Below are 13581 nucleotides of genomic sequence, written 5' to 3'. Positions count from 1 at the left end.
AAACGGATGATTCTGAACAGAAGCGAAGGATCTTCCATGGATCAAGGGGCCAGAGTTTATGGCGATCCTGCAAAAAAGGTCAATGAAAGTAATAAAACTTTCACAAAGTGATTGACCTGTAAGCCGCTAACAGGTTTATAATGGTGAAACCGAAAAGGAGGGAAAGTATGAAAAAATTACTACCACTGCTGCTTGCGGGATTGTTGATGATGACGAGTGCGTGCTCGAACACATCCAATCAGGCAGGCACCTACACTCCAGGCAGTTACACCGGCGAAGGTCAGGGCTTCGGCGGCACCGTTTCTGTTACGATCACAACTGACAAAGACAAGATCACCGAGGTTGTCGTTGCTGGGGAGAATGAAACGCCGGCCATCGGCGGAGCTCAGCTGGAAACGCTGAAAGATCAGATTCTGGCGGCGCAGAGTGCGGAAATTGATGGGGTCTCGGGGGCCACGTTAACTTCCGGCGGCGTTAAGGAAGCGGCCGCGGCAGCCATTGCCGCAGCCAAGGGCGAAGGCGCTGAAGAAGGCGGCGAGCTGACTTATAAAGCGGGAACGTATACCGGCACCGCCGAAGGCTACAATGGACCGGTCGCGCTGGACGTTACATTCAGCGACAAAGCGATCACGGATATCCAGATCAAGACCTCCGGTGAAACTGCGCACGTCGGCACACCGGCCTTTGATATCCTGTTTGCGGATGCGATTGCCGCCAATGGTTCAGGCATAGATTCGGTTTCCGGTGCGACGTTCACCAGCCGTGCGATCAAAGACGCTTTAAATGACGCCGCAACTCAGGCGGAAGCGACAAACATGAACGCATTCAAGAAGAATACCGTGGATCATCCGGCTCAGGCCGATATTGATCTGACCTATGATGTCGTTGTCATCGGCGCCGGCGGCGCGGGAATGGGAACCGCAGCCCAGGCAGCGCAGAATGGCGAAACCGTGCTCGTGCTGGAAGAAAATGCTGAAATCGGCGGCAATACGCTGGTTTCCGGCGGTGCGTTCCAGTCCGTTATGCCGTATCTGGTTTGGGATGCCAAGAATCCGGACGCCAAGACTGCCGTCTGGGATTACAATGGACAGACTTATGATAAAGTCATGTCAACCCAGGGCTGCATCGACACGTTAAAGACGATTCTGAACTGGTCGGAGGAACCGTTCGATGAAGCTTATTACAAAGATCATGAATATGTTGCCGGGGATATTGAAGAGCTGAGCAAGCATGGCGTGCATCAGGAATATCTGCCAACATTAAAGGCGCTGAAAAAAGAAATTCAGGCTTATCTGGACTGGGCGCAGCCGCAGCTGGACAAAGGCGTTCAGGAACATGAAATCACGTTGTTCTCAACGGTCAACCTGCATATTTTCCAGACTTACTACGGCGGTCTGCGGGCGAATTCAGATATGACAAAGTGGATTTACGGCGATTATGATCTGGTCAGCCAGTTTATCAATGACGGCCAAGGCTTAAAAGAATGGCTGGAAGATCAGGGGGCATTATTTGATGATGCCAGCCAGCCGACGTTGATCGGGGCGCTGTGGTATCGTGAAAACGGCTTCGGCGGCGGCGATCTGGACGGCGATGGAAAAGCTGAGGAACCCGCACAGTGGGGAACGTATTTTGCGACGACCAAGAATACGGTTTTGAAAACTTCGGCAACGGCCGGTGAAAATCAGATTATGACGCGCACTAAGGCGGAAAATCTGATCCTTGAAGACGGCAAGGTTACCGGTGTTCAGGCAACGATGTATGACGGAACCAAAGTGATTGCGCATGCCAACAAGGGTGTGGTTCTGGCGACCGGCGGTTATGCGGCAAACATCCAGAAAGTCATCGACACCAATGAATATTGGAACAAGCAGTTCATTACTTCCAATACCAAGACGACCAATCGTTCATCCTTAGTCGGCGACGGCATCACGATGGGCGAAGAAGTCGGTGCGGCAACGACAGGCGAAGGCTGGACACAGATGATGCCGATTTCCTGGATTGACAACGGCAACCTGGCCTTTGGTGCAGGAACTTATGCGGTTTATATCAATCCGACAACCGGCAATCGCTTCGTCAACGAATCCGCAGAACGCGATGTTCTGTCGTTAGGTGAATTTGAAAATGGGATTGAACTTCAGGGTTCCCAGGGTGTTTTCTTAGAAATCTCCAATGCCGATGTGATGGTTGGACGGCCTTATCCGTATGATGATTATGCCAACAATGTTTCCGGTAAGGAAGACGTTGAAAATCGAGTATACTTTGCTTCCAGTCAGGATGAACTGAAAACGATTCTGGATCAGTTCGGCATGAAGGCTGATCCGGCGACGATTTATGCGAATATCGAAGCTTATGACAAAGCGATCATGGCCGGCGAACAGCCTGCGGATGTCGCTAAGAGCCAGGCCAGCGATATTATCGGTTCGGCGGAAAAAGATGAAAAGGGCAACTACAAGGCTGACACGTACACCTTGGACGGCGTTATGCTGCGAATCAGAATCATGGCTCCATCCACGCATCACACGATGGGCGGTTTGACGATTGATACAGACCGGCATGTCCTGAATGCGGATGGCAGCATTATTGAAGGCTTATATGCGGCAGGCGAAGTTACCGGCGGTATCCACGGCGGCAATCGACTGGGCGGCAATGCGATTGTTGAGATCTTCGTTTCTGGTCGGACCGCAGCCAACAGCATCGCAGCTGATCATCAGTAAACGCAAACAAGCATTGATTTAAATTAGAATCTTTAAAAATAAAACGAAATTCCAATGCGGAGTTTCGTTTTATTTTTATAATCATGAGAACAATTTTATCCCTTCGCTACTCTTTTTCTGAAAATGAGAATTCATCGACATTCTCAAAATACTCTTTATCAAAAAATATCTCGAGTGTAATATCAAGAAAGCGACATATTTTAAATATACTTGGAATCGATAAGGCTTGTTCATCATTGCCTGACATAAATATTGGAAGCGTTGTTTCATTGAGTCCAGCTTTCTTACTTAAGTAAGAGTAACTAATTTTTCGTTCTTTACAAAGCTCATTAATTCTTTTCTTTACAGCCGCGTTACTGTTCATTTAAATACCTCGGATATCCTGAAAAATAGGATCTGAAAAGAAACTGGAAAGACTAAGGTCAAAAACACTTATAATTTTGATCAAAGTTGCTAATTTCAAATAACGGCTTTTGATATTCATAAAATTAGAAATAGAGTTGCGTTTTACTCCGCTTCGCTTAGCTAGTTCATATTCACTGATTTTATTTGATTCGCATAATCTCCTGATCTTATCTCTAATTGCATCATTCAGAATCAAAGTTAGTTCCTCTCTTTCAAATTCATGATTTAATTATAAGCTCAGAAATGGTACAATAAATTTGAAAGTAGCGAACGCTTTTACGGAGGTAATAGAATGAATGAAAGATCAATGTTATCTGAAGTCGAATGGATCATAGCTAATTTTTTAAAACAGTTGAGAGAAAATCACGGAATTTCGATTGAAGAGTTATCCGCAAAAACACACTGGAATATAGAAAAGATACGCCAGGCGGAAACATCCGGTGAAATAGGATTACCTGAGCTGGATCAATTAGCAAAGATATATGGCATATCGCGGAAAGAAATTTTAAATGCATTAGATAATTATCTTGATAAGTATAAAAATACAAGTGAATCATAACGATAGTCATAGAGAATCATTATATAAATGGGGAATGCGATTTTTGTAGCATAGCAATTAGAAAAGATATGCTTTATAGCCTAGTTGAAGTAAGTCAAATACGAAAAAATCGATCCAACTGCAAAAAGATGTTTAAAATTGTGCAGAATAGATCGATTTCATTATTTATTTACCGTTGTGTATATCCTTTTTTGTTTATTCATCGCTTGTTGAGTTTGGTATGATTAAATTATCATCTTTATAAATGTTTTTTGATCAATAAGTATAATTTTTTGAAAAACAGATAGTGATGAGGGGAGGCGTAAAAGTGACACCCTATGTGTCTAAAAACAGAACTGGTTGGGCAAGGGCAAGGGAATAAGAAAGATTCTGGATCAAATTTTTTTGTTTTATGAGGAAAGACGCAGAGCCTTCTTTTCTAAAGGGCAGGGTATGGGAAGAATCTTAAAAGATAGGAACTTTTAAGAAGAAACGCTGCAAGGGCGTTGAATACGAATGCCCAATAGAAAGAGATTGACCCCGGCTTTCCCTTTTTAGTATAACTCAGCAACGTTATTTAAGCAACTCTTTTGAGTTTTGTTGCGCAAAACAACAATGATTTATACGTGGTGTTTACAATCGTTTTCTGCAATGACGAAGAAATCAAAGCTGATCCAGCTGAAGTGCCTCAAGCTTGGCGTCGATTTTCTGCATTTCGTTGTCACTGAGCTTCCAGGCAAAGGTCTCGATGTTCTCTGCGACATGCCGAACGCTGCGGACTCCGACTAAAGCAGTGGATACATAGGTTTTCTGCGTTGACCAGTTGATGGCGACTTGGCTGACAGGCACATTGTGAGCTGCAGCGATTTCATCCAGCGTTCCCATCAGTTCCATAACCCGCGGAAAGACATCCGGACGAAATCCTTTATAAAAGGATAACCGCACGTCGTTGGCAGGCCAGTCAGGGACTTCGCGGAATCGTCCGGTCAGAATGCCGCCGCTTAAAGAGCCGTAGGTCATCGTATCAATCCCGTGTTTGTGACACCAGCTCATCAAGGACTTATACCGCTGATCGATCATTGAGAACGGCGGCTGAATAACATCAACCTGACCGTATTTCATCGCTTCTTCCAATAAAGCCTGATCACAGTTGGATAAACCAATAAATCGAATTTTGCCTTGTTGCTTTAGAAAGTTCAGAGCGCACATCGTTTCCGCAATTGGCGTATGTGTATCCGGCCAATGCAGGAAATAGAAGTCGACATAATCAGTTTGAAGATTGCGCAGGGAGCTGGCCATTTCTTCCATGACAGTGCCGAAGCGCGCGTCGCGGAAGACACCGCCGGTAAACAGATCGTTGTGGGTGCCGAACTTGGTGGAAATGAAGATTTTTGACCGGTCTAAGCCCTGAATCGCCCGTCCGACAATCTGTTCTGAGCTGTGATTGCCATAGTTGGGAGCGGTGTCGATCAGGTTGACGCCGCCTTTTACCATCGCATGGATGGCTTCAATCGCTTCGGTCTCGCTCATTGCGCCATTCCAGCGCAGACTGTCCAGGCCCCAGGTTCCGACCGCTAACTGGCTGACGTCCACGTTAGCATTGTTGAAATGGGTCATTCGCATAGGTTTCATCATCCTTTCTTTAACGTATTTTAATAAGAAACGGAAAACCCCGGAGCCAAGCGGAAATCCGGGGATGCGCGGGAAAATGCAGTTTACCAGAGCTGACGGTACAGTTCGATCATCGCTGCTTCGGTAATCGGTTTGCGGGTATTGGCCGGGGAACCGGACACTGCGGCGTCATGCGCCATTTTTTCTAAGGCGCTGAAGAACTGATCACGATCGACCTTCAGCTGCGCCAGAGTCGGGACATTGAGTTTTGCCAGCAGAGCAGTCAGATTTTCGATAAACAGGTCAGCGGCCTGTTGGTCGTCTTCCGTCTGCGTCATGCCGCAATATCGGGCCAGATCCGCAAACCGGTCAAGGGCGCCGTCTTTAACATAGTTCATGCAGACCTCCAAAAGCACCGCATTGCTTAACCCATGGGCGATATGGAACAGCGCGCCGATCGGACGGCTCATGCCGTGGACGATCGTAACCGAAGAATTGTTGAAAGCGATCCCTGCTTCCAAGGCTGCCAATGACATCTGAATCCTAGCTTCCTCGTTATCGCCGTGTTCGTAAGCTTCCACTAAATTGTTGAAGATACGCTTGACGGCACTGAGGGCAAAAGTATCCGATAACGGCTGAGCCTGTCGGGAAGTGTAAGCTTCAATGGCATGGCACAGCGCGTCAATGCCGGTCGCACTGGTAACGCCCTTAGGAGCGGTCATGGTAAACTGCGGATCAATGATCGCGAGATCAGGAATCAGGCTGCCGCCTTTTAACAGCATCTTGACGTCGTTCGCTGTGTCGGTGATGATCGTAAACTGCGTCGCTTCGGAGCCGGTGCCGGCGGTTGTCGGAATCGCGACCTTTTTCGGCAGCGGGACTTCGACCGGGTGGCCCATATAGGCGTTGAGCGGCCGATCCGGTTCGACGCTCATCATCGCGATCGCCTTCATCGAATCAATCGGGGATCCGCCGCCCAATGCGATGAAGAAATCGCACTGTTCTGTCTGATATTGTTTTAAACCTGCGGTGATCATCGTATCGCACGGTTCACTGTTGATTTCAGCATAAATCGAATAAGCGATGTGATGTTGCTTTAAAATGTTGAGAACTTTGTCCAGATTGCCAAGCTGAACCATCATCCGATCGGTAACGATCAGTGCTTTTTTGCCCAGCGTGGCGAGGGATGATCCGGCATCTTCCAGCGCTGAAGAACCGCTGATAATTTTGGCCGGAGTTAAAAAGAGATTAGCCATGTTTTTTCTCCTTATTTCATCATGTAGCTGCGGATCAGCCTGACTAAATCGTCATAGCCGCCCAAAAACTGGTTCATTGTCGCTAAGAATGCTCCGTAATACTCAAATTCTTCCGGTTTCAGTCCGTCTTCCAAATAAGCTTTCTTGAATTCATCCAGCTTCATTAACTCATCCATCAGTTTTGGATCCACCGGCGTGTCGATGTTGTTTTTGATTTCCACATCGCTGCCGTTGTACTTGCGCTGCCAGTCGCTGGTGATCGTCAGCACGATATCCCCACCGATGAATTCTTCCCAATGATGCTGATTACGGAAGGCCGCCACTAACAGCTTGGTGCGGTAGCCGCGTTCTTGATATAAGCGGTAAGCATTCTTGACCACCGCGACCCCGGCCATGTCTAGCGCTTCAGCACTGATCAGCACGTCATGCTGCTTCACCCAGGCTTTTAAGTAATCGTCCGTTCGGCCGGCCATGATCGTGCAGACTGGATGCATTTCGGCGGTCGGCAGTCCTTCGGCTTCCCGTCGGGCTAAACCGCGCTCAACCGCTTCCGCCACCGCAATCGCCTGGGCGCAGGTGAAGGAAACCGTTGCGTTGATGCTGATGCCGCGATAGGTTAATTCCTCGAACGCTTCGACGCCGGCTTTGGATGTTGGAGCTTTGATTTGGGAGTTGGGAACGACCGCCGCTAACTCGCAGGCCTGCTCAACCATCTTGTCCTTGCTGCGGTAGAACTTGGCGTTGGTCTGAAAGGAAATCCGGCCTTTCTGACCCCGGCTGGCTTCAAACAGAGGCCGTAAGAGCTTGCTGGCCTTGGCGCCCAGGGCTTTGATCACATCCCAAGCGACTTCATCTTCGGTATAAGCCGGATGGTCAGCGATGATCGTTTTGATCGTTTCTTCCCATTGTGGCAGTTCTTTCTTCAGGACATTGCCGACGATGACCGGATTGGTCGTCGCGCCGCTGGCGCCGTTGTCGATCGCGTACTGCAGTTCCGCGCAGCTGCAGGAGTCGTTCCAGACTTCGGTCTGCGGAAACTGCGTGACGGTTTCATATAGTTTATTCATGTTGTGTTTCTCCTTTTTCTTTTCTATTGTTCAAGCTGGAAGAATTCAGCGTTTTCATCGTTGACCCATTCATGATCCGGATCGAAGGTTCGTGTCTTAATCCAAGGATTGCCTTCCAGATGCGGAATCATCCAGACATAGAACATCGCGTAACCCGGCGCGGCGTTTTGCGGATGCGTCAGTCCGCCGGGAATCATCGCGACGCTGTTGTGCGTGATTTTATAGACGTCCTCGCCCATGAAGCAGCTGCCGAAGCCCTGCGAATGATCGAATTTGTAGAAATAAACTTCCGGCTGAGGATGATGATGCGGCGGATAGCTGCTCCAGATGCCGGGGAAGTTAGTGATTTCACCCAAGACCATCTTCGAGTATGGCGTCCGCTCATAATCTAAAATCGTCGTCACCTGGCGCTTGGTCGTCGCGGCCAGCTTGCCTTCGCCGAAGAACTGTTTGTCAATGTTGGATTTGTCATACAGCATGCTGGGAAAGGTCTGGGGATTTATCTTTTGCTGAATTAAAACCTCGCCGTCTTCCTCAAAGGTCAGCACCACCGGGGTTTTCCGGCAGACATGCAGACAAGTTGCATCATCGTGAAACAAATCCTGCCGCTTCGCTGTGACCGTTTTCCCCTCATATTGATAGGTGAGGGTTCCGCTTAACAAAAGCAGCGCCGTTTCCTGTTGTTCGGATTCAATCGGCCAGGACTCACCCCGGCGGCCGATCAGCAGCTGAATGTGCATGAACATCTGATCTTTTTCCTCATCGCAGATCAAATTGAAACCCGGATGCAGATCTTCATTTTTTCTTAACACCGTGAACTCCTTTCTGCTTGTCACATGGATTCAACTTGTCTATAATGAATAAAGTTGAAAGGTCGGGGAGAAACCATGAAATACAATCGTTTGCAGGAAATGGAAGCCTATATCCGCAAAAACCGCTCGGTGAGCAATGAGGAGCTTCAAAAGCTGTTCAACATCTCCGTGCAGACACTGCGCCGGGATTTGAAGGAGCTGGAAGACCGCAATGTGATCACCAAGGTGTACGGCGGCGTCCTGGCCAAGCCGGAAAAGATCAGCGCGGCAACCCTGCCGACCCTTTCCTCCAGGCTACAGACCAACGCGGCGGCCAAGGATCGGATCGGTCAGCTGGCCGCAGGACTTGTGCAGGACGGCGATGTGATTTTTGTGGACTCCGGATCCACGGCTTTTACGATGATCCCGTATCTTCATCAGCGGGAAGTCACCGTGATCTCTCACAGCCTGCATGTCATGAACGCGTTAATCGAAGCTGAGAATCTGACGGGGATCTGTCTGGGCGGGAAGCTGCGAAGGGAAACCCAGACCTTCTTTTCCGATACCTCGTTTTATCCATACTACTATAATAAAGCGTTCATCTCGACGGTCGGCCTGTCGATTTCCAAGGGACTGACGAATACCGATTTCAGCGAAGGCGTGATCAAACGGCATGTCATCCAGAATTCTGCGGAAGTCTGGATTGTCGCCGATCACTCGAAATTCGGTACGGTGGCGTTTAATAAATTTTTCGATCTTGAAGGGATTACCGGGGTGATCACCGATGAACAGCCCAGTGAAAAATATCGGCAGTATTTCAAGAATCTCAAAATCCAGCTGATTGACTAAGTCCGACATTCGGGCTTTTTTATCGCCTGGACATGTTTATCATAGTGTTTGACGATCAGGTTGTCAACTCGATGATGAGAAAGTGTTGGTTAACTTGAGTAACTTATGGTTTTGTGATGAAAAGGTTAAATAAGCCTTTATAAAGGGATAATTTTCAGTTTTTACAGGATGTGCGGAAACAACAAGCAAAAAATTACCGGATTTTTGTTTCCGTTTTTCTTTCAGCCGGACTTGGAAAGTATGTTATTTTATTGACGAGGGAAGGGCGGTGACAAGATGAATGATCAAAAGTCTAATTACTATACCCAGCTGATTTTGAAGGCGCTGTTAAATAAAGACATGGTGACGACCGGTCAGCTGGCGGAAGAAATTGGACTGTCAGAAAAAACGATCCGCACGAAAGTGGAAGTCATCAACAACATGCTGCTGGACAATCAGCTCGGTGAGATATGCAAGAAACCACGCATTGGAATTTGGCTGGACGCCAATGAACAGCAGCGGCTGAAACTGAATTCTCTGATCAACAACTCCGATAACATGGATGTGCTGCAGAACGATCAGATCCGCACGGCAACCGCGCTGAAGCTGGTCTTAAAAAGCACGAAAAACAACACTTTGACGACAAAGCAGCTGGCTTCTCAGCTTTATCTCAGCGTACCGACGACGCTCAAGGTGATCAACGACTGCCGCAGCTGGCTGAAGCTGTTCAATATTGAACTGAATGTTGTGCGCAATAAGGGGCTGGAGCTGGCGTATAACGAGGTGTCGTACCGGCTGGCGCTGAAGCATTTCATTCTGAAATTTGATACGGAAACGAATGTCGATGAAAGTATTTTATTCTTCATGCCGGGACTGGACCTCGACGCTGTGCGCCGCGGCATTATTGAAACAGAAAAGGAATGGAGCTTTGAATTCGCCGAGGAATCGTTTAATGAGGTGCTCGTCTATGCGTCCCTGGCGATCTATCAGAATCAGCAGAAAAACAGCCGCCGGCTGAAATTTTCCGATGAGGAGCTGACGATGCTTCAAAAATACAACGAATACAGCTTTGCCGAAGCGATCTTCAAAAAGCTCGGCACGCATTTCAACATGACGCTGCCGGCTGAGGAAAAAGCGTTTCTGTCAATTCAAATTTTATGCTCCAAGCTGATCGACAGCGGCTACAGCGCCGACAGCGGCGAGGTGTTAAGGGAATATGACAACAAGCTGCAGGAGTTTGTCCGCAAGATCATCTCCGTTGTCAGCAACGTTCTCAATGTTGATCTGAACCATGATGACGCGCTGTATCACGGCTTATTGATTCACATGCGGCCGACCTTGTTCAGGCTGCGCTATGAACGCGGACATACCAACGGCTTAACCAATTATATTAAGACCGAATACAAAAAGACGTTCCGCGTCGCCTGGCTGATCTCCGTGCTGTTTGAGGAATACTTTGACCTGAAGGTCAGTGAGGATGAACTCGGCTATATCGTTCTTTACATTCAATCGGCCTTGGAGCGCAATGAAAATCCGGTCAGAACAATTCTGGTCAGCGCGTCGGGGATGGGCATCAACCAGATGCTGTGCGATAAAATCTGCCGTTCATTCAGTCTGATTCATTCGGTTAAGGTGGTCAGTGTTCATGACTTCAAGATTGAAAAGGTCACAGACGTCGATTTGATTCTGACAACCCGTCAGCTCAACGTCCAGGATCCGCGGATCGTGGAAATCGACGATTTCCTGTCGGATGCTTCGATTCAGAAGATCAATCACTGGATCCGCAAAACAATTCTCAACAAAGTCAGTGAAGCTCAGTTCGATGCCGACTGCCATCAGCTGTTCGAGCCGGATTTAATCTTTACGCACCTGCAGATCGAGGATAAACCGGCCCTGCTGAAATTCCTTTGTGAACGCTTGGTCCGCAAAGGCTATGTCACGCGCAAATATGTGAAGACCGTATTGGACCGTGAAGCATTTACGCCGACCTCGATCGGCAACGGCGTCGCGATTCCGCATGGCGATCAAAATGAGATCAATGAAGCCCGGGTGGTGATCGCCACGCTGGAAAAACCGATTCTGTGGGACAGCGAAAGCGTCGATGTGATCTTTCTGTTAGTCGTCAAGATGACCAACGACTTTGAGATTCGGCGGACCCAGGCCTTCTATAAGCAGTATATCAAGCTGGTCGGAACGGACGAACAGGTGAACATCCTGCGCAATTTTCAGACCAACGTTGATTTTTACAAGTATTTAATCAAGTAAGCGAGAAAACCCATTGAGGATAAGGAGAGAAAACGTATGGCATTAGCGGATATTTTGGATGAAAACATCATCGACCTGCATTTAAAAAGCACAACGAAGGATGAGGTGCTGCATGACTTGAGCCAGCATTTATTCGAAGCCGGCTACATTGAGGATATCGAACAGTTTGTCAAAGACATCTATGTCCGGGAAGCCGAAGGCATCACCGGAATGGGCAATCACATTGCGATTCCGCATGGCAAAAGCCATGCGGTGAAGAAAATCGGGATTGCGATCGGCCGCTGTGAGAATGAAATTGAATGGGAAAGCTATGATGATGAGCCGATCAACCTGGTCTTCTTATTCTGCGTCAGCGACGATGCGGACTTTGCGTCCAACCACATGATGCTGTTAGCGGAGCTGGCAGGCAAGCTGGGCAACGACGAACGTGTTGAAAAACTGCAGAAAGTTTCAACAAAGCAGGAATTGATTGATTTATTCCTCAACTAATGATCAAAATTACCGTAATTTAATCGTTACTTAATCAAAAAATTACCGTAATAAAGTTCCCTCAGTTGTTAAGCTAAAGCGCTTGCAACATGATAAATTATGATCATGCCAAAGTAAGAGAAACGGATGGGAGGTGAACCCAAATGAAGATTGTAGGAATTACAGCTTGTACTGCAGGCATCGCTCACACTTATATCGTGGCTGAAAAAATTCAGAATGCAGCCGAGGCGGCAGGCCATCAGTGCAAGATCGAAACGCAGGGGACGATCGGCGCGCAGAACAAACTGACAGCGGAAGATATCGCCGCGGCGGATGTTGTCATCGTCGCTCATGATATCGCCGTCGGCGGAATGGAACGTTTCGCCGGCAAGCCGACCGTTGACATTCCGATCAGCGTGGCGATGAAGAATCCAAAGAGCTTGATCGCGACGATCGAAAAGAAGATCCAAAAATAAAAAGGGGTAGATGAATCCATGAAAAAGTTGAACTTTAAAAAACACATGATGACCGGCATCTCGTACATGATTCCGATGATCGTGGCCGGTGGTATCCTGGGCGCCTTAGCGAAAGGCTTCGGCGGATGGGAAGTCGGCAACTACGCTCCGGAAGCGGGCGCTACCATCTTCACCAACCTGAACTGCTTCGATTGGAAACAGTTCTGGTGGATGATTTCCAAATTATCTGACTATGCGATGAGCTTCGGCGTGGCGGTCATGACGGCCGGTGTGTGCTACTCGATTGCTGAACGTCCAGGCATCGTTCCGGGCTTCATCATCGGTTATGCGGCAAACCAGTCGAAAGCCGGCTTCTTAGGCGGCTTGCTGATGGCCTTTGTGATCGGTTATTTCATTCAGTGGATGAAGACCTGGAAACTTCCGAAGTGGATGGTCGGTCTGATGCCGGTTATGATTATTCCAGTGATTGCGACCTTCGTCTGCGGTGTTGCCTTCTTCGCGATTGTGGCTAAGCCAATGGCGATTGCGATGAATGCATTGCAGGGCTGGATCATGAGCCTCAACGGCGGTTCCAAATTCATCATCGGTGCGGTTATCGGCGCCGGTATGGGCTTCGATATGGGCGGCCCGGTCAACAAGACAGCTTCCATGGCAGCCAATGCGCTGGGTGCTGACGGCATCTATGGCCCAATGTCCGCGAAGATCATCGGCGGCATGACGCCTCCATGCGGAGTCTTCGTTTCAACCTTGCTGACACCGAAGAAATTCTCAGCGACAGAAAAAGAAACAGCGAAAACCGCGTTCCCAATGGGCTTGTGCTTCATTACTGAAGGTGTACTGCCGTTTGCTGCGGCCGATCCGGCACGCTTCATTCCAGCTTCCATGATCGGTTCAGCGCTGGCTGGCGGCATTGCCGTTGCCATGGGTGTTGAATCCGTTGCCGGACACGGCGGAATCTTCGTCTTCCCGATGATGACCAACTGGATGTGGGCAGTCATTGCGCTGATCGTGGGCTCGGTTGCGACCGGCGTCATCTATTCAGCAATCAAAAAGCCAAGTGAAGAAGGTCAGGAAGAGGAAGAAGAAATCGTCGACCTGGACATCAATCTGTAAACCTGAGCTTAAATCGCTAAACCATTCAGTAAGATTATAGAAGGAAAGA

Annotated in this window: 12 protein-coding genes and 1 pseudogene; 7 read left to right on the top strand and 6 right to left on the bottom strand. The window is 48.3% G+C overall.

Features of this window, described 5'->3' with window-relative positions; translation table 11 throughout:
• Positions 1-167 precede the first annotated feature (167 nt).
• The gene (locus MCG46_RS12175) at positions 168-2714 is read left to right on the top strand and encodes an FAD-dependent oxidoreductase (protein ID WP_240280245.1); all 2547 of its coding nucleotides are present in this window, start codon (positions 168-170) and stop codon (positions 2712-2714) included.
• Between the two features lie 106 nt (positions 2715-2820).
• Here MCG46_RS12175 and MCG46_RS12170 read toward each other — a convergent pair whose 3' ends face one another.
• Both MCG46_RS12170 and MCG46_RS19640 read right to left on the bottom strand, forming a co-directional pair.
• Positions 2821-3078 (bottom strand): helix-turn-helix domain-containing protein, encoded by a 258-nt coding sequence (locus tag MCG46_RS12170; RefSeq protein WP_240280244.1) that lies wholly within the window; start codon positions 3076-3078, stop codon positions 2821-2823.
• A complete protein-coding gene (locus MCG46_RS19640) occupies positions 3079-3315 on the bottom strand; it encodes a helix-turn-helix domain-containing protein (RefSeq protein WP_370776622.1) in 237 nt (78 codons plus the stop codon).
• 78 nt (positions 3316-3393) lie between these two features.
• Between MCG46_RS19640 and MCG46_RS12165 the strand changes: the two are divergent.
• A pseudogene (locus MCG46_RS12165) lies at positions 3394-3678 on the top strand (helix-turn-helix domain-containing protein); the annotation flags it as partial.
• Positions 3679-4320: 642 nt separating this feature from the next.
• Here MCG46_RS12165 and MCG46_RS12160 read toward each other — a convergent pair.
• The 4 genes from MCG46_RS12160 to MCG46_RS12145 form a co-directional block, all read right to left on the bottom strand.
• Complete coding sequence (locus tag MCG46_RS12160) at positions 4321-5280, bottom strand: aldo/keto reductase (RefSeq protein ID WP_240280242.1); 960 nt, start codon at positions 5278-5280, stop codon at positions 4321-4323.
• Between the two features lie 92 nt (positions 5281-5372).
• Positions 5373-6524: an iron-containing alcohol dehydrogenase gene (locus MCG46_RS12155; RefSeq protein WP_240280241.1), complete on the bottom strand. Its 1152-nt coding sequence runs from the start codon at positions 6522-6524 to the stop codon at positions 5373-5375.
• An 11-nt stretch (positions 6525-6535) separates the two neighbouring features.
• Positions 6536-7591, bottom strand: coding sequence for a transaldolase family protein (locus MCG46_RS12150; protein WP_240280240.1), 1056 nt, complete (start codon positions 7589-7591; stop codon positions 6536-6538).
• Between the two features lie 23 nt (positions 7592-7614).
• Positions 7615-8403, bottom strand: coding sequence for a 5-deoxy-glucuronate isomerase (locus tag MCG46_RS12145; RefSeq protein WP_240280239.1), 789 nt, complete (start codon positions 8401-8403; stop codon positions 7615-7617).
• A 75-nt stretch (positions 8404-8478) separates the two neighbouring features.
• On the opposite strand from MCG46_RS12145, the gene MCG46_RS12140 reads away from it, so the two are divergent.
• From MCG46_RS12140 to MCG46_RS12120, 5 genes are all read left to right on the top strand, one after another.
• A complete protein-coding gene (locus tag MCG46_RS12140; protein WP_240280238.1) occupies positions 8479-9231 on the top strand; it encodes a DeoR/GlpR family DNA-binding transcription regulator in 753 nt (250 codons plus the stop codon).
• 276 nt (positions 9232-9507) lie between these two features.
• Positions 9508-11475, top strand: coding sequence for a BglG family transcription antiterminator (locus MCG46_RS12135; RefSeq protein ID WP_240280237.1), 1968 nt, complete (start codon positions 9508-9510; stop codon positions 11473-11475).
• A gap of 36 nt (positions 11476-11511) precedes the next feature.
• Positions 11512-11964, top strand: coding sequence for a PTS sugar transporter subunit IIA (locus tag MCG46_RS12130; RefSeq protein WP_240280236.1), 453 nt, complete (start codon positions 11512-11514; stop codon positions 11962-11964).
• 143 nt (positions 11965-12107) lie between these two features.
• Positions 12108-12419 carry a PTS fructose transporter subunit IIB gene (locus MCG46_RS12125; RefSeq protein WP_117894909.1) on the top strand — a complete coding sequence of 104 codons (312 nt, stop codon included), beginning with the start codon at positions 12108-12110 and terminating at the stop codon, positions 12417-12419.
• Between the two features lie 18 nt (positions 12420-12437).
• On the top strand, positions 12438-13532 hold the full coding sequence (locus MCG46_RS12120; RefSeq protein WP_020224021.1) for a PTS fructose transporter subunit IIC: 1095 nt from the start codon (positions 12438-12440) through the stop codon (positions 13530-13532).
• The last annotated feature ends 49 nt before the right edge of the window (positions 13533-13581 follow it).

The organism is Holdemania massiliensis (assembly GCF_022440805.1).
Taxonomy (GTDB): domain Bacteria; phylum Bacillota_I; class Bacilli_A; order Erysipelotrichales; family Erysipelotrichaceae; genus Holdemania; species Holdemania massiliensis_A.
Note: the sequence above shows the minus strand (reverse complement) of the source record. Positions and strands in the feature narration are given on the sequence as shown.

What these genes read in the sequence shown, in the direction of transcription:
- MCG46_RS12175 (WP_240280245.1), top strand. Translation starts at nt 168, where the DNA reads ATGAAAAAATTACTACCACTGCTGCTTGCGGGATTGTTGATGATGACG.
- MCG46_RS12170 (WP_240280244.1), bottom strand. Translation starts at nt 3,078, where the DNA reads ATGAACAGTAACGCGGCTGTAAAGAAAAGAATTAATGAGCTTTGTAAA.
- MCG46_RS12160 (WP_240280242.1), bottom strand. Translation starts at nt 5,280, where the DNA reads ATGCGAATGACCCATTTCAACAATGCTAACGTGGACGTCAGCCAGTTA.
- MCG46_RS12155 (WP_240280241.1), bottom strand. Translation starts at nt 6,524, where the DNA reads ATGGCTAATCTCTTTTTAACTCCGGCCAAAATTATCAGCGGTTCTTCA.
- MCG46_RS12150 (WP_240280240.1), bottom strand. Translation starts at nt 7,591, where the DNA reads ATGAATAAACTATATGAAACCGTCACGCAGTTTCCGCAGACCGAAGTC.
- MCG46_RS12140 (WP_240280238.1), top strand. Translation starts at nt 8,479, where the DNA reads ATGAAATACAATCGTTTGCAGGAAATGGAAGCCTATATCCGCAAAAAC.
- MCG46_RS12135 (WP_240280237.1), top strand. Translation starts at nt 9,508, where the DNA reads ATGAATGATCAAAAGTCTAATTACTATACCCAGCTGATTTTGAAGGCG.
- MCG46_RS12130 (WP_240280236.1), top strand. Translation starts at nt 11,512, where the DNA reads ATGGCATTAGCGGATATTTTGGATGAAAACATCATCGACCTGCATTTA.
- MCG46_RS12125 (WP_117894909.1), top strand. Translation starts at nt 12,108, where the DNA reads ATGAAGATTGTAGGAATTACAGCTTGTACTGCAGGCATCGCTCACACT.
- MCG46_RS12120 (WP_020224021.1), top strand. Translation starts at nt 12,438, where the DNA reads ATGAAAAAGTTGAACTTTAAAAAACACATGATGACCGGCATCTCGTAC.